Genomic DNA, 20,047 nt, shown 5'->3' on the forward strand with positions numbered 1-20,047 from the left:
GCGTCAGGCGCCGAGGCGCTCGATCAGCTCGCGGTAGCGGTCGGCGGTGCGCTCGACCACGTCGTCCGGGAGCAGGGGTGGCTCGCCCTCCTGGTCCCAGTTGGCGGCGAGCCAGTCGCGCACGATCTGCTTGTCGAAGCTCGCCATCCGCGCGCTCGGTGTCGTGCCGGTGCGCCAGGCCTCGGCATCCCAGTAGCGGGACGAATCGCTCGTGAGCACCTCGTCGGCCAGGCGCAGCGTGCCGTCGGCGTCCGTGCCGAACTCGAACTTGGTGTCGGCGAGGATCAGACCCTTCTCCTCGGCGATGGCGGCCGCAGCCGTGTAGATGGCAAGGGAGATGTCGCGCAGGTCGGCCGCGCGCTCGGGGCCGACGAGCTCGACCGCGCGCTCGAACGTGATGTTCTCATCGTGTTCGCCCATCGGGGCCTTGTAGGCCGGAGTGAAGAGAGGTTCGGGCAGTCGGTCGCCGTTCTGCAGGCCGGCCGGCAGCGGGATGCCGCACACCGTCCCGCTCTCCCGATACTCCGCCCATCCGGAACCGGTGATGTAACCGCGTACGACGCACTCGATCGGCAGCATCTCGAGCGACTGGGCGAGCATCGCGCGATCCGCCACGGCCTCTGGCAGCTCGCCCTCGGCGATGTGGTTGGGGAAGTCGGAGAGCTGCGCGAACCACCAGCGGCTCAGTCGCGTCAGCAGGGCGCCCTTGTCGGTGATACCGGGGGAGAGGACGAAGTCGAAGGCGCTCACCCGGTCGGAGGCGACGACGAGGATGCGCGTATCCGCCGGATCCTCGGAGGCGTACAGGTCGCGGACCTTGCCCGAGTAGATGTGCCGCCAGCCGGGAATGCTCTGTGCCGTGCCTTCTGAAGGTGTGCTCACCCGCCCATTATCCCGGTTCCCTCGCGATGCTCTCGCCCGCGCTCCTTCGCGACCCATGCTCCGCGCCGACACCCATCCCCGCACACGCCGGGGGGCGTGGGTCTCGACGGAGAGCATGGGTCTCGACGGAGAGCATGGGTCTCGGTGAGAAGTTCGACCCCGTCTGTTCAAGGGGCGGAAATGGGCGTATAGTCCACATGGACTATTTGAGGTGGGACATGAAGAAGGATGCGGTCGACCGGCTCACTCCCATGGGGGTGATGGTGCTCGCGCTGCTGCGCGAAGGCGACATGCACCCCTATGAGATGGTGCGTCTCATGCGGGCGCGCCATGACGATCGCCTGCTCACGATCACCAACGGGACGCTGTACCACACGGTGTCCCGGCTGCACCGCGCCGGCCTGATCGACGAACTCGGCATCGACCGCGAGGGAAATCGGCCCGAGCGGACGACCTACTCCTTGACGGAGACCGGACGTGAGGCCGTCGTGACGTGGGTGCAGCGTGAGCTGCCCCGCATCGATCACCCGGCCGACTTCCGCATCGCGCTCGCCGAGGCGCACAACCTCGAGCGCCCGGAGGTCATGGACCTCCTGCGCGCGAGGCGCGTCGCGCTCGTCGAGGATCACGCTCGCCACCGCGACGGGCTCGGCAACGCGAGGGAGAAGCACGTGCCCGAGCAGGTGCTGGTCGAGATCGAGCGTCAGGAAGCTCTGCTGGCGGCCGAGCTCCGCTGGCTCGACTCCCTCCTCGATCGTCTCGAAGCCCGCGTCCTGCCGTGGGGTCCCACGGCATTCCAGAACTCAGACCGCTACCGCGCTCAGCGAAAGGCTGCACAGCAATGACAGATATCCCTCGCGACGGAGACCGCCCGCCGGTCTCCGCGCCCTCCACCTCCGGTCCGTCGACCGGTACCTACTCGGTCGGGCACAAGCCCGCGAGCCCCTGGCCCGCCCTCTGGGCGCTGGTCATCGGCTTCTTCATGATCCTGGTCGACACCACGATCGTCTCGGTCGCGAACCCGGCGATCAAGGCCGCCCTCGACCCCAACACGAACAACCTCGACAACGTCGTGTGGGTCACGAGCGCCTACCTGCTCGCGTATGCGGTGCCGCTGTTGATCACCGGGCGCCTGGGTGACCGCTTCGGCCCGAAGAACATCTACCTCATCGGCCTCGCGGTGTTCACCCTCGCCTCGCTGTGGTGCGGGCTGTCCGATTCGCTCGAGATGCTCATCGCCGCACGTGCCGTGCAGGGTCTCGGCGCCGCGTTCATGACCCCGCAGACCATGGCCGTGATCACCCGCACCTTCCCGCCCGAACGTCGAGGCGCGGCGATGGGCCTGTGGGGTGCGACCGCCGGTGTCGCCACGCTCGTCGGTCCGCTCGTGGGTGGTCTGCTCGTGGACGGCTTCGGCTGGGAGTGGATCTTCTTCGTGAACATCCCGGTCGGCATCGTCGCCTTCGTGCTCGCTTGGCGTCTGGTCCCGAAGCTGGCCACGCACCCGCACCGCTTCGACATCGTGGGTGTGGTGCTCAGCGCCGTGGCGCTGTTCCTCATCGTGTTCGGACTCCAGGAAGGCGAGAAATTCGACTGGGGCGTGATCTGGGGCCCGATCTCGGTGTGGAGTCTGATCATCGCCGGACTCGTCGTGCTCGGGTTGTTCATCTTCCAGCAGGCGAAGACACGCAGTGAACCTCTCGTTCCGCTCGAACTGTTCCGCGACCGCAACTTCTCCGGGGCGAACGTGGCCATCGCCGCCGTGGGCTTCACGGTGACGAGCATGTCGCTGCCGATGATGTTCTTCCTGCAGACCGCGCGGGGGCTCACCCCGACGGAGGCGGCGCTGCTCCTCATCCCGATGGCGGTGCTGTCGGGAGTGCTCGCTCCGGTCGCGGGCAAGATCCTCGACCGCGTGGACCCGCGCATCATCCTCATCCCCGGGCTGCTCTGCGTCGCCGCCGCGTTGATCTGGTACTCCGCTCTGATCAACATGGACACCCCGATCTGGATGTTCCTGCTGCCCTCGGCGCTGATGGGTATCGGCAACGCCGGCATGTGGGGTCCGCTCGCCACTACCGCGACGCGCAAGCTGCCCCCGCGCCAGGCGGGTGCAGGTGCCGGCATCTACAACACCACCAGGACCATCGGATCGGTGATCGGGTCGGCCTCCATCGCCGCGTTCATGCAGTCCCGTCTCGAAGCGAACCTTCCGGGGCTCGCTGACGCACCGGCGGGCATCTCCACCGGGGGTGCACTGCCGCCGCAGGTGGCGGACGGGTTCGCTGCGGGGATGTCGCAGGCGATCCTGCTGCCGGCGTGCGTCATGGCGGTCGCGCTCATCGCCTCGCTGTTCCTCGGTCGGTACGACAAGACGGAGGCGGCAGCGCCCGCATCCGCGCGCACCGAGTAGTCGAACCAGGGGAGGGGCCGTGTCCGTCGGTTTGCGGACGCGGCCCCTTTCTGGTGTCATCGGGCGATGACGATCGCACTCTCTCGACCGAACATCGACCTCTTCGACTCCTGGGCCGCCGCAGTGGCCGAGTTCGAGGGTGGACACGTCGACGGGGGCGGTCTCGAGAAGGGCTTCGTGCCGGACCGGGCCGCTTTCGAGGCGTTCGTCGAGCGTGCAGAGCTCTACGCCACACCTGGCGCGGTGCTCCCGGAGGGGCACGTGCCCTGCGACTACTACTGGATCACCGAGGGCGATCAGGTGGTCGGCTTCCTCTCCTTCCGCCGAGAGCTCAACGACTACCTGCGCCGTTTCGGCGGCCACATCGGTTATTCGGTGATCCCTTCCCGTCGCCGCGAAGGGATCGTCCGCGAGGCGATGCGGCAGGTGCTCCGCCAGGCGAAGGAGGAGGGCTACGAACGGGTCATGCTCACCTGTGACGACGACAACGTCGGGTCCATCCGCACCATCGAGGGAGCCGGTGGCGAGCTCGAAGACGTGATCGAGGCACCGCAGGCGGGGCAGCCGCTCGTCCGCCGGTATTGGATCGACGTTTCGGGCACCCGACTCGCCGCGAGCTAGGGTAGTTCCTCGGCGGTCGTCCGGTCGCTGCTGTCGACCCGAGGAGCACACGTCGTGATCCGAAATCCATCCACCGCGGCTGGCCGTCTGCGCCGATCGGTGCGCACCGCCGGCGCAGCCGCACTCGTCGCCTTCGTCGGCGTCGGGGCGCTCCTCGCCGGTGCCGCCCCCGCCGCCGCAGCGAATGACGGCGACAAGTACGTCATCGGCACCGACACGACGTTCGCGCCGTTCGAGTTCACGAATGCCGACGGCGACCTCGTCGGCATCGACATGGACCTGCTCCGAGCGATCGCGAAGGACCAGGGTTTCGAGGTCGAGATCCGCCAGCTCGGATTCGACGCCGCCGTCCAGGCGCTGCAGTCGAACCAGGTCGATGCGGTCATGGCCGGCATGTCGATCACCGAGGAGCGGCAGAAGACGTTCGACTTCAGCGAGCCCTACTTCACCAGCGGCATCCAGCTCGGCGTGCTCGAGTCGAGCGACATCACGTCGCTCGACGACCTCGACGGCAAGGCCGTCGCGGTCAAGACCGGTACGCAGGGGCAGACCTTCGCCGACGAGAACAAGGACGAGTACGGGTTCAAGGTCACCCCCTACCAGGACACGACCGACATGGTCGACGCGGTGAAGGCCGGCCAGGCGGTCGGCTACTTCGAGGACTTCCCGGTGCTGGCCTACGGCATCCAGCAGGGCTCCGGCTTCCGCCTCGTGGGTGAGCCCGAGCTCGGCGGCGAGTACGGATTCGCGGTCAACAAGGGGCAGAAGCCCGAGCTGATCGAGATGTTCAACGCCGGGCTCGCGAACCTGAAGGCTTCAGGGGAGTACGACAAGATCGTCGACACCTACCTGTCGGGTGGCGAGGAGTCCACCCAGCCGACCGACATCTTCTCCGTCGCGGTGAAGTACTGGCCGGCTCTCATGGAGGGCCTGTGGCTCACGATCCTCGCGACGATCGTCGCCATCGTGGCCGCGTTCATCCTGGGGCTCATCTTCGGCTTCGGACGGGTCTCGAAGTTCGCGCCGTTCCGCTGGGTCGCGACCGCCTACGTGTACGTCTTCCGCGGCACTCCGATCCTCATCCAGGCCTTCTTCGTGTTCTTCGCGATCCCGCAGCTGTTCCCCGGCCTCACCTTCAACCCGTTCGTCGCCGGAGCGATCACGCTCTCGCTCAACACGGGTGCCTACATGACCGAGATCATCCGCGGTGGCATCCAGGCGGTCGACCCCGGCCAGAACGAGGCCTCGCGTTCGCTGGGTCTGAGCCACTGGAAGACCATGCAGAAGGTCGTGCTCCCGCAGGCGTTCCGCATCATGGTGCCCTCGTTCGTCAACCAGGGCATCATCACCCTCAAGGACACGTCGCTGATCAGCGTCATCGGCCTCGCCGAGCTGACGTTCGTCTCCCGCCAGATCATCGCCTCGACGTATCTGTCGGCGCAGGTGCTGACGATCGTCGCCATCATCTACTTCGTCGTGATCACGCTGCTGACGCTGCTCGCGAACCGCCTGGAGAGGACGTTCAACGCATGAGCAAGATCCTGGTGCAGGACCTGCACAAGTCGTTCGGTGACAACGAGGTGCTCAAGGGCATCGATCTGGCCGTGGAGGATGGCGAGGTCGTCGCGGTCATCGGCCCGTCCGGCTCGGGGAAGTCCACGCTGCTGCGCTGCCTGAACAAGCTCGAGGAGCCCACGTCGGGGCACGTCATCATCGATGGCGTCGACCTGACGGACAAGAGCGTGAAGCTCGATGAGGTGCGCCAGCGCATCGGCATGGTGTTCCAGCACTTCAACCTCTTCCCGCACATGACCGTGCTCGAGAACATCACTCTCGCCCCGGTCGAGTGCGGCAAGCTGACCAAGGCCGAGGCGAAGGAGCGGGCGCTCTCGCTCCTCGAGCGTGTCGGCCTGTCGGAGAAGGCGGGCGCGAAGCCGGCATCCCTCTCCGGCGGTCAGAAGCAGCGCGTGGCGATCGCCCGTGCGCTGGCGATGGACCCCGAGATCATGCTGTTCGACGAGGCGACGAGCGCGCTCGACCCGGAGATGGTCGGCGAGGTGCTCCAGGTCATCCGCGACCTCGCCTCCGGCGGCATGACCATGGTGCTGGTGACGCACGAGATGGGCTTCGCGCGTGAGGTCTCCGGCCGCACGGTCTTCCTGGACGGCGGCGTCGTGGTGGAGGAGGCCCCGCCCGCCGAGCTGTTCGGTGCCCCCAAGAACGAGCGTCTGAAGGACTTCCTCTCCAAGGTGCTCTGACGCCCTTCCTCGTCACCAATCGCGCAAATGGTTGCATTCCGCCCCGGGATGCAACCATTTGCGCGATTCGAACGAGGGTCAGGGTGCGGGATGCCTGCGGATGGTCGCGCTGACCAGGGCGGCGACCGCGCAGAGACCCGCGGCGGCGAACCACGCGACCGTGTACTGGCCGGTGTGGTCGCGCACGACACCGGCGAGGATCGAGGCGATGCCGGCGCCGATCTGGTGCGCTGCGAACACCCAGCCGAACACGAGCGGACCCTTGTCGCCGAAGACCTCGCGGCAGAGCGCGATCGTCGGCGGCACTGTGGCGACCCAGTCGAGCCCGTAGATCACGATGAAGACGATGATGCTCGGCTGCACCTCCGCCGAGAGCAGGCTCGGCAGGAAGAGCAGGCTCACCCCGCGCAGCGCGTAGTAGGCGGCGAGCAGGATGCGCGGGTTCACCCGGTCGGTCAGCCAGCCGGAGAACACGGTGCCGACGATGTCGAAGACGCCGACGACGGCCAGCAGCCCGGCTGCGGTCGTCGTCGCCATCCCGTGATCATGCGCGCTCGGGATGAAATGCGTGCCGATCAGTCCGTTGGTCGTCGCTCCGCAGATCGCGAAGCCGATCGCCAGCGCCCAGAAGGTCTTGGTGCGCGCGGCTTCTCTCAGCGTCGAGAGGGCGAGCTTCGCTGCGCCCCAGGCAGAGCCGCGACGGACGGGTGCAGGGGAGGGCGCGAGTGAGGTCTCGCCGTAGCGGGCGACGCCGAGGTCGCTCGGCCTGTTGCGCAGGAAGATCCAGACCAGGGGCACGACGGCGAGAGCTCCGCCCGCGATGATGAGTGACGCCCCGCGCCAACCGACGTCCTCGGCAGCGGCCGCGATCACGGGGAGGAAGATGAGCTGACCTGTCGCGCTGCCTGCGGTCAGAACGCCCGAGACGAGTCCGCGCCGGGTGGCGAACCAGGTGTCGGTGATGGTCGCCGCGAACACGAGCGCCATCGAGCCCGTGCCGAGTCCGATCAGCACACCCCAGGTCAGGATGAGCTGGCCGGGGGTCGCCACGAACATGCTCAGCGCTGAGCCCGCCCCGATCACGAAGAGAGCGACGACCGTGACGGCGCGGATGCCGAAGCGCTGCATGAGGGCGGCGGCGAACGGGGCGATGAGTCCGTAGAGCAGCAGATTGATGGAGACGGCGAGCGACAACTCCGCGGTGCTCCAGCCGAACTCCTCCTCGAGTGGCACCATGAGCACGCCGGGAGCTGCGCGGAAACCGGCGGCGCCGATCAGGGCGATGAGAGCCACGAGGGCCACGGTCCACGCGGGGTGGAATCGACGCTGCCGAGTGCCGAGGGGTTCCTCGATCGGCCCGTCGAGCGATTCGGCGGTCACGCCGCGCGTCCGGTGAGGAGGGCGAACGGCTCCTCGCCCATGCTGCGTCGCGCCCAGCGGGTGCTGTCGACGTCGAGGGGTGCCGCGCACGTGACGCACCAATCGACCGAATCCGAGATCTCGCCGCATCGACCGCAGCTCACCGTAAGACCCCAGGGGCCGTCCGGGTCGGTGACGCGGGAGAACCGGGCGTAGGCGTGCAGGATCGGGAGTGTCTGATGCCCCGCGGCCGTCACGCGGTAACCGCTGCGCGCATCGGCGGGGTCTTCACGCTCGACGAGTCCTGCCTCGCTCATCGCCGTGAGTCGCCGGGACAGCACGGAGTCGGCCGCGCCGGTGGCTTCGCGCAGCTGGTCGAACCGAGTGCGTCCGGAGAAGAGCTCACGCAGGATGAGCAGCACCCAGGGGTCGGCGAGGATGTCGGCGGAGCGCGCGATGGGGCAGGTCGCAGACGACCAGTCGGAGCGGAGCGGCATGCGATAACTTTCTTGAAGAAAGCTTCGAGTGTCAATCGCGTTCACGCACGTTGGCAGTCATCCGCCCCGTATTCGGCAGATTTCATGCCCTACGCCTCGTGCGCTCACGGACTCCTCGGGCCTCGCCGACTCCCCGTGCACTCGCCGAGCGCACGGGCAGTCGGTGTGGGGAAGCCGTGCGTTCGGGAAGGAGCCGTGCGCTCCGCGGCACGGCAAGCGCGACGACGCGGCGGGCGTGACGACGCGGGCGGCGCCGGTTACTCGGCGACGCGGGCGGCGATGTCGGTGCGGTAGTGGGAGCCGTCGAGGCGGATACGGGCGATCGCGTCGTAGGCGCGGTCCCGCGCGGTGCGGAAGTCGGAGGCGACAGCCACCACGTTCAGCACCCGACCGCCCGTGGCGATGAGCGATCCGCCCGGGGCATCGGGGCTCGCAGTGGCGGCGTGCACGATTCGGACGCCCTCGACGGCTGCGGCGTCGGCCAGGCCCTCGATCGGGCGGCCGGTCTGCGGCGACTCGGGGTACCCCTCGCTGGCCAGCACGACCGTGATCGCGACGTCGTCGCTGAACACGGGCTCCGGCTGATCCTCGAGGGTGCCGGATGCCGCGGCGAACAGCAGTTCCGACAGCGGGGTGACCAGGCGCGGAAGCACGATCTGCGTCTCGGGGTCTCCGAAGCGGGCGTTGAACTCGATCACGCGTACGCCGGCGGGGGTGAGGATCAGGCCCGCGTAGAGGAGTCCGATGAACGGGGTGCCCTCCGCGTCGAGCTGCCGCACGACGGGAAGTGCCACGTCGCGGGTGACCTCTTCGACGAAGGCCCGCTCGCTGCCGAACTGCTCGTCGAGCCACGGGAGCGGCGAGTAGGCGCCCATGCCGCCCGTGTTGGGCCCTTCGTCGCCGTCGAGCGCACGCTTGAAGTCCTGTGCGGGGCTGAGTGCGCGCACGGTGTCGCCGTCGCTCAGGAAGAACAGGGAGACCTCGGGGCCGGAGAGGAATTCCTCGATCAGCACGGGGCCTGCGGGAAGATACTGCTCGGCGTGTGCGAGGGCGTGCGCGCGGTCGGACGTGACGATGACGCCCTTGCCCGCAGCGAGTCCATCGGCCTTGACCACGTAGGGGGCGCCGAGGTCGTCGAACGCCGACTCGACATCGGCCGTGGTGGCGGCGCGGACAGCGCGGCCGGTGGGGACGCCGGCGGCATCCATAACGCGCTTCGCGAACGACTTCGAGCCCTCCAGCTGTGCTGCCGCCTTGCCTGGTCCGAACACGGGGATGCCGCGCACACGCAGGGCGTCGGCGACTCCGGCGACGAGCGGGGCCTCCGGGCCGACCACGACCAGGTCGATCGCGTGCTCATGGGCGAAGGCGGTGACCGCCCCACCATCGAGCGGATCGACCGAGACCGGGGTGGCATCCTGAGCGATGCCGGCGTTGCCCGGCGCGACGAAGATCTCATGCTCCGTCTGCTCTGCCCGCAGGGCGAGGATGATCGCGTGCTCACGGGCACCGGAACCGAGGACGAGAATCTTCACCCGTCCAGACTACCGAGGGTCGTGGACCGGGTTTCGGCGGTCTGTGGCGTGCGGCCCTCTGGCGACGTTCAGAGCTCTACGGGGCGCTCTACCGTGGAGTCCCACGGCACCGTCCAGCCGGCCGCGTCGAAGAGCGCGTCGAGCACCATCGCGGTGAAGCCCCAGACGATCGTGCCGTCGACATCGAACGCCGGGCCGCGGAAGGTGTGGCCCATGCGGGTGATCGTCGAGGTGAACCTGGTCTCCGGATCGAGCAACTGCGCGACAGGGACTCGGAACACCTCGACCGTCTCCGCATGATCGACCGCCACGACCCGGGACGGCGACTGCCACCACGCCAGCACGGGGGTCACGAGATGGTTGCTCGCGGCGAGCGGGATCTCGGGCAGGGTGGCCAGGATCTCGACACCGGCCGGGTCCAGTCCGGTCTCCTCTTCCGCCTCGCGCAGGGCCGTGGCGACGACGTCGGCATCTTCCGGTTCCACCCTCCCGCCGGGGAAGGAGACCTGTCCGGGGTGAGACGAGAGCGTGGGGGCGCGCCGCTGCAGCAACACGTCGAGGTCTCGGGCGACGGCCGCAACGGTCGTGGAGGCCGGGACGCTGTCGAGCACACCGAACAGAATGAGGACAGCCGCGTCGTGGGCGCTCTGCGGGTCGGCCAGCGGGGGAATGCGCACGCCCCACGAGTGGTCGGCGACCGCCGCGAGCAGCTCGGCGCGGGCGCCCTGGGGATGCATGCTCATGCGTTCGAGCATAGGACTCGGCGTGGTGCGGTCGGTCGTAGTCTGGAGCGATGGCCAGGAAGATCGACATCGTGGACGGACGCGCGGCGCTCGACGCTGTCCGCACCGCGGAGGCCTCCGGTGCGAAGCCGCAGCGCACCGATCTCGCCACTGCCGTTCGCTACCTGCTGCAGCTGCTCGATGAGAAGGCGCCGGGCAACAGCGTCGAGGTGCGGGTGCCGCCGTTCGGCGCTGTGCAGGTCATCCAGGGGCCGCGGCACACGCGTGGCACCCCGCCGAACGTGGTCGAGATGGATGCAACGACCTGGATCGCCGTCTCCACCGGCACGGAGGCCTGGGCGGATGCCGCAGCATCCGGTCGTATCCACGCCTCCGGCACGCGCGCCGATCTGAGTGATGTCCTGCCGGTACGACCGTGATCGGGCCACTCGGCCCGAGACGCACGGAGCCGCCCCGCGACCACCAGGATCGGGAGCGGCTCTGCGCGTAGCGGGAGCTCGCGGTCAGACGAGCTGCGAGCGGAACGCCTTCGCGGCGCCCATGAGCTCTTCCACCCGTGCGCGGTCGGCACGGTTCTCGAACTTGCCGTCCTGCTTGAAGTAGGTGCCGACGACCGCGCCGTCGGCCACCGCCAGCTGGTCGGCGACGTTGGAGGCCCGCACGCCGGTGTTGACGAACACCGGCACATCTCCGGCGTTCTCCTTCACGATGGCCAAGGACTGCGTGTCGGTGGGGGCGCCGGCGGTGAGTCCGGAGACGCAGAGGGCATCGGGGTTGGTCGCGAACACCGTGGAGCGGGCGATCGCGCCGAGGTCGCGCTCGGCGAGGTAGGCGGCAGACTCCGGCACGATGTTGAAGAGCAGCTTCACGTTCGCCGCACCGATGCGGTGCCGATGACGGGCCACCTCGCCGACGTTCGTGTTCCACAGCCCGAAGTCGCTGGCGTAGACGCCCGTGAAGATCTCGCGGACGAACGCGGCGTCGGTGGCGGTGGCGAGGTCGATGGAGGCACGGCCGTCCCACAGCACGTTCACGCCGAACGGCACGGCGAGCTCGCCCTGCAGTTCGCCGATGATGCGGGCCATAGTGATCGCGGTGATCGGCTCGGTCTTCGTCAGGTACGGGAGGCTGAACTCGTTCGAGATGAGCACGGCATCCACTCCACCGCTCTGCAGCGCGTCGAGTTCGCCCTTGGCGCGGTTCACGATCGCAGCCACTCCGGCAGCGGTGTCGTAGCCGGGGTCGCCGGGGAGCGGGGCCAGGTGCAGCATCGCCACGATCGGCTTCTGCGTGCCGAACACCTCGGGGAGCCAGTTGGGCATGTCTTTCCTCGTTTCTTCGGAATGGATCACAAGCACTGTGAAAGATTCACGATGAGCAAAGCACAAGTTACTCATTCACACAAGCGGGTCGCCTAAGGTGGGATCTGCCACACGAGGAGGTAGGGATGGAAGCCCACGAGCGCCGCGCGCTGATCGAACAGCGGGTCCTCTCTGACGGCGAGGCCGAGTTCAAGGCCCTCGCCCTGGAGTTCGACGTCTCCGAGATGACCATCAGGCGCGACCTGGAACTCCTCGAGGAGCGCGGCAGCGTACGTCGGGTGACGGGTGGTGTGATCGCAGCCCACGGGACCGCCGTGGAGCCGGGATTCAACTCCCGGGCGCTGATGGGGGCGCGCGAGAAGATCAACATCGCCGCAGCGGCCGTCGCTCACCTCGACCACGGCGAGACCGTCGTGCTCGACAGCGGCAGCACCGCCCTCGCGGTGGCCCGCGCGATCGTCGGCAAGGGCCTCGGGCTCACCGTCGTCACGCCCAGCATCCTCGTCGCCCTCGAGCTCCACGACGAGCCCAACACCACGATCCTCGTCACGGGTGGGCGTGTGCGCCCCGGCGAGCTCAGCCTGGTCGGGGCCGAGTCGATCGAGGCGTTCAAGCGCTACAACTGCGACGTGTACGTGATGGGCGTCTCGGGTGTCGACGGCAAGCGCGGCCTCTCGGACTACAGCAATGAAGAGGGTGCGGTGAAGCGCGCGGCGATCGATGCGTGCGACCGGGTCATCGTCGTCGCCGACGCATCGAAACTCGGTCGGGTGCACCTGACGAATGTCGCAGGTCCAGGCGAGATCGATCTGCTGGTGACCGACGGCGCGGTGGATCATCCCGCGCTTGTCGGCCTGCGGGCTGCCGGCGTGCAGATCGAGGCCGTCGCCGCGCTCTAGCCGCGTCGCTCCTTCGGCCTCCCCGTTGCGCAACGGTTGCGCAACGGGTGTGAGATTTCGCATTGACAAGCGGCAGGATCACGTTTTACTGTTCCACAGCGATGAGATTTCTTCCCATTCCTCCCTGGGGGTGGTGGAAACTAACACTGACTCACACACGAAGGAGTGGAACATGCGTAAGACGAAGTTGCTTGCAGGTGTCGGATTCGGTGCCGTGGCGATGCTCGCCCTCGCCGGCTGCGGTCAGGTCGGCGGCACCACCGGTGGTGGCGAGACCGGCGGAAGCACCGAAGACGGCGCGATGGTCACCGTGGTCAAGATCTCGGGTGTCGGCTGGTTCGACCGTATGGAGGTCGGCGTCAAGGAGTTCGCCGAGGAGACCGGGATCGACGCCCGCCAGGAGGGTGCGGATGACGCCAGCCCCGAGAAGCAGATCCAGATCATCCAGGACCTGATCGCGCAGTCGCCCGCCGCGATCACGGTCGTCCCCAACTCGCCCGAGGCGCTGGAATCCGTGCTCAAGCAGGCCAGGGACCAGGGGATCATCGTCGTCGCTCACGAGGCGGCGGGCATCAAGAACGCCGACATCGACATCGAGGCGTTCGACAACCGGGCCTACGGCGCGAAGATCATGGACAACCTCGCCGAGTGCATGGGCGACTCGGGACAGTACGTCTCGTTCGTCGGTGGCCTCACGGCCAAGACCCACATGGACTGGGTCGGCGGCGCCTACGACCAGCAGCAGGCGGAGTACCCCGACCTGACTCGCGTCGAGGAGCCGGTCGAGAGCAAGGAAGACGAGAACGTCGCCTACCAGCGCGCGAAGGAGCTGCTCGCGAAGTACCCCGACATCAAGGGCTTCCAGGGCTCGGCCGGCACGGATGTCGCCGGTATCGCCCGGGCGGTGCAGGAGGCGGGCCTGGAGGATCAGGTCTGCGTGATGGGCACCAGCATCCCGTCGGTGGCGAAGAAGTACATCGTCGACGGCTCGATCGACAAGATCTTCTTCTGGGACCCGGCGATGGCCGGCAAGGCGCAGCTCAAGATCGCTCAGCTGCTCGTCGACGGAGAGAAGATCACCGACGGCACCGACCTCGGCATCGAGGGCTACAACTCCCTGAAGAAGCTCGACGGCTTCGACAACGTGTACGTGGGTGACGCCGCGGTCATCGTCGACAAGGACAACGTCGACGACTACGACTTCTGATCCCGACGTCCACCACCACTCAGGGCGGGGCCGCCAGCGCGCGGCCCCGCCTCGGAGGAAGAACATGAACGAAGAACAGGCGCAGCCGGCATCCGAGGCCGGGCTCGCTCCCGATGCCGGACCCGTTCTCGAGGTCAGAGGCGTGCGGAAGGTGTTCGGCGGGGTCGTCGCGCTCGACGACGTCGGCATCACCCTCTACCCCGGGCGGGTGCACTGTCTGGCCGGCGAGAACGGGTGCGGCAAGTCCACGCTCATCAAGATCATCAGCGGGGTCGAGAAGCCGGAGGCCGGCGAGATCCTGCTCGACGGCGAACCGCTCACCCACCTCTCGCCGACCCAGGCCCTGCGAGCCGGTATCCAGGTCATCTACCAGGACTTCTCGCTCTTCCCCAACCTGACCGTGGCGGAGAACATCGTGCTCCCGGCCGCGATCGCCGCGCGACGCAAGCTCTACAGCGCGAAGAACCGCCGTCCCGAGGCGCAGCGCATCGTGGAGGAGCTGGGACTCACCCTCGACCTCGACGCCGACGTCGAACGGCTCTCGGTCGCCGACCGACAGCTCACGGCGATCTGCCGGGCGCTCGTGCAGGACGCGCGGGTCATCTTCATGGACGAGCCGACAACCGCTCTCACGCACTCCGAGGTCGAGCGGCTCTTCGCCCTCGTGCGGCGGCTGCAGCAGCGCGGCGTCGCCCTGGTGTTCGTCAGCCACAAGCTCGACGAGGTGCTGCAGGTGTCGCAGGACATCACGGTGCTGCGCTCCGGGCGCCTGGTCGCGAACGGCCCGGCCGACGAGTTCGACGTCGCCTCCCTCACCCACGCGATGACGGGCCGCGCCGTCGACGACTCGCGCGTCGTGGTCGAGGTCGATGACGACGCCGAGCCGCTGCTGCGCGTCGAGCACCTCGATCTTCCCGGTGCCTTCACCGATGTCTCCTTCGACCTGCAGCCGGGCGAGATCCTCGGCCTCACCGGTCTGCTCGGCTCGGGTCGTGGCGAGATCGCCGACGCGTTGTTCGGCCTGTTGACCCCCCAGTCGGGAGCCGTCACCGTCGGCGGCCGCGCCGTGCGACCCGGCAGCATCCGGGCCTCCGTCGAGGCGGGCATCGGGTACGTTCCGGAGGACCGGCTCACGCAGGGCCTGTTCCTGGACAAGTCGATCTCCGACAACATCATCGCGGGCTCGCTGAGCGAGCACGCTGTCGGCAAGGTGCTGCTGAGTCGCAAGCGCACCGCCGAGACCATCTCCCGTCTCTTCTCGCGCCTGCGCATCAAGGCGCCGAGCGTCGAGGCACCCGTGCGGTCGCTCTCCGGCGGAAACGCGCAGCGGGTCGTGCTGGCGAAGTGGCTCGCGACCAAGCCGCGCGTGCTGATCCTGAACGGACCGACGGTCGGCGTCGACGTGGGCTCGAAGGAGGAGATCCTGCAGATCCTCCGCGAGGCAGCGAGCGACGGGATGGGCGTGATCATGATCTCCGACGACGTTCCCGAGCTCGTCTCGCTCTGCAACCGGGTGCTCGTGGTGCGTCGCGGCGAGATCGTCTCACGACTGGCGGGCGACGACATCGCAGCGCCCCGAATCCAGGAGGTGATGGCCGCGTGAGCGCCACCGACACCCGCATCCGCCTTCCCCGCATCGGACGCATGTCGAACGAGCTCGTGCTCGCGAGCATCATCGTCGTCCTGGTGATCGTGATGTGTGCCGTGAACCCCGCTTTCTTCAGCGTGCACACGCTGTTCTCGATCCTGCGCTCGGCGCTGGTCCCGATGGTGTTCGCGCTCGCGGTGCTCTTCGTGATCATCTCCGGCGGCATCGACGTGTCGTTCGCCGCGATCGGAATCTTCGCCGCATACACGACGGTGTCGCTCGCCCAGGGCGGGGGCGTGGACTTCGGCCTCGTCGGCATCCTCGCCTTCGCGATCGTGATCGGCGGCGCCCTCGGGTTCGTCAACGGCATCGTGATCGCCCGGTTCCGGCTCCCGACCCTGATCGTGACTCTCGCGACACAGGGCATCTTCAAGGGCGTGCTGCTCGCCTACATCGGCTCCAAGTACATCGCCGAGCTGCCCGACGGCATCTCCTGGCTGTCGACCGCGAACCTGATCTCGGTCGAATCAACCCGCGCGTACCTGCCGATGCTGATCGTGCCGGTCGTGCTGCTCGTGTTCGGGGCCGCGTTCCTGCTGCGCCGCACGATGTTCGGCAGGGGCATCTACGCGATGGGTGGTGACCTTGAAGGGGCACGACGTGCCGGATTCCCGGTCGTGCGCCTGCAGATCATGCTCTACGTGCTGGTCGGGGCGGTCGCCGCGATCGGCGGACTCATCCACGTCGTGCTGGGCCGCAGCGCGAACCCGCAGGACCTGGTGGGTACCGAGCTCGACGTGATCGCGGCTGTCGTGCTCGGCGGCGCCTCGATCTTCGGCGGGCGCGGTACCGTCACCGGCACAGTGCTCGGCGTGCTGCTGGTACAGATCATCAACAACAGTCTCATCCTGATGGGCGTGCCAACGGCCTGGCAGCGCGCCGCCGTCGGGTTCCTGCTGGTGATCGGCGTGGGGATCCAGGCCGTCATGGCCCGCCGCGCCTCTCGCCGGACGTTCGTCCTCGACACGGTGAAGGAATGACCATGCCTCAGTCGACCCCTCCCGGGCAGTTCGCCCGGATGAACGACCAGGTCGATCGGTCGGTGCGCTCCCTGCTCGGCCGTATCCACGTCGGCCGCGGCGTCGGTCGGATGCTGGTGCTGTTCGCGCTCGCCTTCGGGCTGTTCGCGATCCTGAACCCGAGGGTCTTCCTCAATCCGATCAACCTGCAGAACATGATGGTCGCCTCGCCGGAGGTGGGCATCCTGGCGATCGCCATGGCCCTCGCGATGCTCACCGGCGGGATCGACCTGTCCCTGGTCGCGATCGCGAACCTCTCGGCGATCACCGTCAGCACGATGTTCACCGCGATCGCGAGCAGCGATCCGGCCACGGCGGAGTCGATGGGCGGCCTCATCGCCCTGGTCGGCGTCCTGGTCGGCGCGCTCGCGGGAGCCGTCAACGGCTTCCTGATCGCGACCGTCGGCATCACGCCCATCCTCGCGACGCTCGCCACGATGCAGATCTTCAACGGCATCGCGATCGTCTGGACCGGGGGCACCACGCTCTACGGCGCCCCGGCGGTGCTCTCCTCGGTCGGGCAGGCGACGGTCGGCGGCATCCCTGTCCTGTTCCTCGAATTCCTCGTGGTCGCTGTTCTGATCGGGGTGCTGATCACGCGCACGCCGTTCGGACGGCGCACTCAGCTGCAGGGGGCGAACCCGACGGCGGCGATGTACTCGGGTATCCGCAGCACGAGCGTGCTCTACGGCACGTATGTGACGACGGGGCTGCTCGGCGGCATTGCAGGGCTCGTGTTCCTCTCACGCAACCCCACCGCGAGCGCCGACTACGGCACGTCGTACGTGCTGCTCGTGATCGTGATCGCCGTGCTCGGCGGCACGAACCCGACCGGCGGCTTCGCGACCATCACCGGCGTGGTCCTCGCGACGCTCGTGCTGCAGGTCGTGCAGTCCGGCTTCACGGCCATCCGGCTCTCGGCATATGAATACGCGATCGCGCAGGGGGTGATCCTGATCGCCGTGATGGTGTTCGATCAGGTGAGGGTGAGGCGAAGGCCACGCCGCGCACCGAGCAGCCAGACCGAGACGATCGCGCTCGCCGAGATCCCCCGCGCCTGAACCGCATCCGAAAGGCATCCTGATGGAACTGTTCCTCGGCATTGATGTCGGAACATACGAGACCAAGGGCGTGCTGGTCGATGCCACCGGTCACGTGCACGCCGAGGCGCGCTCTCGGCACGGCATCAGCACCCCGGCGCCCGGCATGGTCGAGCAGGACGCGGATGCGGTGTGGTGGCATGACCTCGTCGAGGTCGCCTCGACTCTGCGTCAGGCGGTTCCGGATGCCGCGATCGTCGCGGTCGCGTGCAGTGCGATCGGTCCGTGCGTGCTCCCGGTCGATGCCGAGCTGCGTCCACTGCGCCCTGCGATCCTCTACGGCGTCGACACCAGAGCCACCGAGGAGATCGATCTGCTCGAGACGCGTCTCGGGCGCGAGGAGATCTTCCGGCGGGCGGGCAACGCCCTCACGAGCCAGTCCTCGGGGCCGAAGATCCTGTGGATCGAGCGCAACGAGCCCGAGGTCGCCGCCCGAACCCGGTGGTACCTCACGAGCCAGAGCTACCTCGTTGCGCGCCTGACCGGTCAGGTCGTGATCGACCATGCGACGGCCGGGTACTTCCACCCCTGCTACGACCTCGCTCGGCTGGAGTGGAACCTCGACGGGATCGACGACCTGATCCGCCCGGAGACCCTGCCCTCGCTCGGGTGGTCGACGGATGTCGCCGGCGCCGTCACCGCCGCGGCTGCCGCGGCGACCGGCATCCCCGAGGGAACTCCGGTGCTGGTCGGCACGACGGATGCCGTCGCAGAAGCGGTCGGCGCCTCGGTCATGGCGGCCGACGACCTGATGCTCATGTACGGATCGAGCGGCTACTTCATCCGCGTGACCGATGAGCCGCATGCGGATCCGCGGTTGTGGGCGGCGCCGTTCGCACTCCGTGGGCGCTACGTGCTCGCGGCCGGCACCTCGACGGCCGGCACGGCGACACGGTGGATCGCCGACCTGCTCGGACTCGACCATGGCGACGGTGACACCGCGATGTTCGGGCGCTTGATGGAACTCGTCCGTTCGGCCCCGCCCGGCGCGAACGGAGTGCTGCACCTGCCGCACTTCAGCGGGGAGCGCACACCGCTGCACGACGCCGATGCGCGAGCATCCTTCAGCGGCCTCACGCTGTCGACGGGCCGCGCCGACCTCGCGCGCGCGGTGGTCGAGGGCGTCGGGCAGTCGATAGCGCTCGCCGTCTCCGCGTTGCTGGATGGCGGTGCCGCAGCGCCGCGCGTGGTCGCGATCGGCGGCGGAACGCACAACGAGGTGCTGGTGCAGACGGTCGGCGACTTGACGGGCCTTCACCAGCGCACGGCCGCAACCCTCGGAGCCGCGTACGGCGATGCGATGCTCGCAGCGATCGGACTCGGCATCGTGACCGAGGAGCAGGCCGCGAGCTGGGTCGCCTTCTCGGGCGAGGTCGTGCCCGACGAGGACGCCAACCCGCAGCTGCAGACGGCTTACGAACGATTCCCGAAGACGTACCGCGCGCTGCGCGCGCTGAGAGAGGTGGACTGATGAGCAGGTGGCAGGAACTGGCCGTGCATCTGGCCGAGGTGAACGAGGTCGGGCAGGGGACGAGGGTCTCGGTGTTCGCGACCACGGCTTCCGTGCTCGACGCGGTCGACGCCTTCGTCGAAGAGGTGTACCGCCGTGGCGGGATGCCCCAGGTGCTGCTCGTAGAGGAGAAGTACGACCGCTTCGCGCTGGAGCACGCGAGCGAATCTCTGCTGCGTGAGGCGGCACCTCTCGAGCTGGCATCGATGGAGTGGGCAGACGTGCACGTCTCGTTCCGCGGCATGGAACCGCCCGCGGATGAGATCGACGGCGCCAGGCTCAGCCTGCAGCGGGAGGGCAAGGGCCTCGTGTCGACCGCGCGGTGGCAGGGAACGAAGTGGACGCTCGTGCGCATCCCCACACCCGAATGGGCGACGCTCATCGGAGTCCCGAGGGAACAGCTGGAGCAGGAGTTCTTCGCCGGCACCCTCGCCGACTGGACCGCGCACCGCGCCCACCTCGATCGGCTGTGCGCCGCGTTGAACACCACCTCGCTGGTGCGCATCCTCGATGACGACACCGATCTGCGCCTGAACTGCGCCGGCCGCACGTGGGTGCCGTTCGCGGGGGAGGCGAACCTGCCCGACGGCGAGGTCGCGACCGCACCGGTTGAGGACGGCGTCGAGGGGCACATCACCTTCCCCGGCTCGTTCTGGTTCGGCGGCGCGACCATCACCGACCTCCGACTCGACTTCGTCGCAGGGCGGGTGGAGAAGGTGTCGGCCACCCGTGGCCTCGACCTGGTGGAGCGCATCCTCGACGCCGACGGCGCTCGCCGTGTGGGAGAGCTCGGCATCGGCACCAACCCGCATGTGCAGACCATGACCGGCGACCTGCTGATCGACGAGAAGATCCTCGGCACCGTCCACATCGCTCTCGGCCGCTCGTACCCGCAGTGCGGGGGCACGAACGAGTCGGCGATCCACTGGGACATCGTGAAGGACCTCCGCGCCTCGGGACGGCTCGAGGCGGATGGTCGGGTGCTCATCGACCGCACGACGTACGATCCGATCCTCTCCGGAGAGGAGCACTGA

At 68.2% G+C, this 20,047-nt stretch carries 19 protein-coding genes; 13 read left to right on the plus strand and 6 right to left on the minus strand.

Annotation, left to right across the window (positions count from 1 at the left end; genetic code table 11):
- Nucleotides 1–3: 3 nt before the first annotated feature.
- Nucleotides 4–882: a phosphoribosylaminoimidazolesuccinocarboxamide synthase gene (locus AAY78_RS02750; RefSeq protein ID WP_046746835.1), complete on the minus strand. Its 879-nt coding sequence runs from the start codon at nucleotides 880–882 to the stop codon at nucleotides 4–6.
- Nucleotides 883–1,100: 218 nt separating this feature from the next.
- Between AAY78_RS02750 and AAY78_RS02755 the strand changes: the two genes are divergently transcribed.
- From AAY78_RS02755 to AAY78_RS02775, 5 genes are all read left to right on the plus strand, one after another.
- The gene (locus tag AAY78_RS02755; protein WP_046746836.1) at nucleotides 1,101–1,727 is read left to right on the plus strand and encodes a PadR family transcriptional regulator; all 627 of its coding nucleotides are present in this window, start codon (nucleotides 1,101–1,103) and stop codon (nucleotides 1,725–1,727) included.
- On the plus strand, nucleotides 1,724–3,295 hold the full coding sequence (locus tag AAY78_RS02760; RefSeq protein WP_046746837.1) for an MFS transporter: 1,572 nt from the start codon (nucleotides 1,724–1,726) through the stop codon (nucleotides 3,293–3,295). Before AAY78_RS02755 ends, AAY78_RS02760 begins: the two co-directional genes overlap by 4 nt.
- 66 nt (nucleotides 3,296–3,361) lie before the next feature.
- Nucleotides 3,362–3,916, plus strand: coding sequence for a GNAT family N-acetyltransferase (locus tag AAY78_RS02765; RefSeq protein WP_046746838.1), 555 nt, complete (start codon nucleotides 3,362–3,364; stop codon nucleotides 3,914–3,916).
- 54 nt (nucleotides 3,917–3,970) lie between these two features.
- Complete coding sequence (locus AAY78_RS02770) at nucleotides 3,971–5,449, plus strand: amino acid ABC transporter substrate-binding protein/permease (RefSeq protein WP_052748617.1); 1,479 nt, start codon at nucleotides 3,971–3,973, stop codon at nucleotides 5,447–5,449.
- Complete coding sequence (locus tag AAY78_RS02775) at nucleotides 5,446–6,174, plus strand: amino acid ABC transporter ATP-binding protein (protein WP_046746839.1); 729 nt, start codon at nucleotides 5,446–5,448, stop codon at nucleotides 6,172–6,174. Before AAY78_RS02770 ends, AAY78_RS02775 begins: the two co-directional genes overlap by 4 nt.
- Before the next feature lie 78 nt (nucleotides 6,175–6,252).
- Here AAY78_RS02775 and AAY78_RS02780 read toward each other — a convergent pair whose 3' ends face one another.
- From AAY78_RS02780 to AAY78_RS02795, 4 genes are all read right to left on the minus strand, one after another.
- Nucleotides 6,253–7,554: an MFS transporter gene (locus AAY78_RS02780; protein WP_046746840.1), complete on the minus strand. Its 1,302-nt coding sequence runs from the start codon at nucleotides 7,552–7,554 to the stop codon at nucleotides 6,253–6,255.
- Complete coding sequence (locus AAY78_RS02785) at nucleotides 7,551–8,030, minus strand: winged helix-turn-helix transcriptional regulator (RefSeq protein WP_046746841.1); 480 nt, start codon at nucleotides 8,028–8,030, stop codon at nucleotides 7,551–7,553. Before AAY78_RS02785 ends, AAY78_RS02780 begins: the two co-directional genes overlap by 4 nt.
- A 257-nt stretch (nucleotides 8,031–8,287) precedes the next feature.
- Nucleotides 8,288–9,565 (minus strand): phosphoribosylamine--glycine ligase, encoded by a 1,278-nt coding sequence (gene purD / locus AAY78_RS02790; protein ID WP_046746842.1) that lies wholly within the window; start codon nucleotides 9,563–9,565, stop codon nucleotides 8,288–8,290.
- 68 nt (nucleotides 9,566–9,633) lie between these two features.
- Nucleotides 9,634–10,308 carry an NUDIX hydrolase gene (locus tag AAY78_RS02795; protein WP_127011696.1) on the minus strand — a complete coding sequence of 225 codons (675 nt, stop codon included), beginning with the start codon at nucleotides 10,306–10,308 and terminating at the stop codon, nucleotides 9,634–9,636.
- Nucleotides 10,309–10,358: 50 nt separating this feature from the next.
- On the opposite strand from AAY78_RS02795, the gene AAY78_RS02800 reads away from it, so the two are divergent.
- The gene (locus tag AAY78_RS02800; RefSeq protein WP_046746844.1) at nucleotides 10,359–10,727 is read left to right on the plus strand and encodes a sterol carrier family protein; all 369 of its coding nucleotides are present in this window, start codon (nucleotides 10,359–10,361) and stop codon (nucleotides 10,725–10,727) included.
- 84 nt (nucleotides 10,728–10,811) lie between these two features.
- Here AAY78_RS02800 and AAY78_RS02805 read toward each other — a convergent pair whose 3' ends face one another.
- A complete protein-coding gene (locus tag AAY78_RS02805; protein WP_046746845.1) occupies nucleotides 10,812–11,630 on the minus strand; it encodes a BtpA/SgcQ family protein in 819 nt (272 codons plus the stop codon).
- Nucleotides 11,631–11,755: 125 nt separating this feature from the next.
- Between AAY78_RS02805 and AAY78_RS02810 the strand changes: the two genes are divergently transcribed.
- From AAY78_RS02810 to AAY78_RS02840, 7 genes are all read left to right on the plus strand, one after another.
- Entirely contained in the window at nucleotides 11,756–12,529 is a 774-nt protein-coding gene (locus tag AAY78_RS02810; RefSeq protein ID WP_046746846.1) for a DeoR/GlpR family DNA-binding transcription regulator, read from the plus strand.
- A gap of 172 nt (nucleotides 12,530–12,701) precedes the next feature.
- Nucleotides 12,702–13,736 carry an autoinducer 2 ABC transporter substrate-binding protein gene (locus AAY78_RS02815; RefSeq protein WP_046746847.1) on the plus strand — a complete coding sequence of 345 codons (1,035 nt, stop codon included), beginning with the start codon at nucleotides 12,702–12,704 and terminating at the stop codon, nucleotides 13,734–13,736.
- Between the two features lie 64 nt (nucleotides 13,737–13,800).
- Nucleotides 13,801–15,339 carry a sugar ABC transporter ATP-binding protein gene (locus tag AAY78_RS02820; protein WP_046746848.1) on the plus strand — a complete coding sequence of 513 codons (1,539 nt, stop codon included), beginning with the start codon at nucleotides 13,801–13,803 and terminating at the stop codon, nucleotides 15,337–15,339.
- Nucleotides 15,336–16,364: an ABC transporter permease gene (locus tag AAY78_RS02825; RefSeq protein ID WP_231589643.1), complete on the plus strand. Its 1,029-nt coding sequence runs from the start codon at nucleotides 15,336–15,338 to the stop codon at nucleotides 16,362–16,364. Before AAY78_RS02820 ends, AAY78_RS02825 begins: the two co-directional genes overlap by 4 nt.
- A 2-nt stretch (nucleotides 16,365–16,366) precedes the next feature.
- Nucleotides 16,367–17,464, plus strand: a complete 1,098-nt coding sequence (locus AAY78_RS02830; protein ID WP_082108545.1) for an ABC transporter permease — start codon at nucleotides 16,367–16,369, stop codon at nucleotides 17,462–17,464.
- Nucleotides 17,465–17,486: 22 nt separating this feature from the next.
- Nucleotides 17,487–18,974, plus strand: a complete 1,488-nt coding sequence (locus AAY78_RS02835) for an FGGY-family carbohydrate kinase (RefSeq protein ID WP_052748618.1) — start codon at nucleotides 17,487–17,489, stop codon at nucleotides 18,972–18,974.
- Nucleotides 18,974–20,047, plus strand: coding sequence for an aminopeptidase (locus tag AAY78_RS02840; protein ID WP_052748619.1), 1,074 nt, complete (start codon nucleotides 18,974–18,976; stop codon nucleotides 20,045–20,047). The genes AAY78_RS02835 and AAY78_RS02840 overlap by 1 nt, the downstream gene beginning before the upstream one ends.

The sequence above is a fragment of the Microbacterium sp. Ag1 genome (assembly GCF_001005635.1).
Classification (GTDB): Bacteria; Actinomycetota; Actinomycetes; order Actinomycetales; family Microbacteriaceae; genus Microbacterium; species Microbacterium oxydans.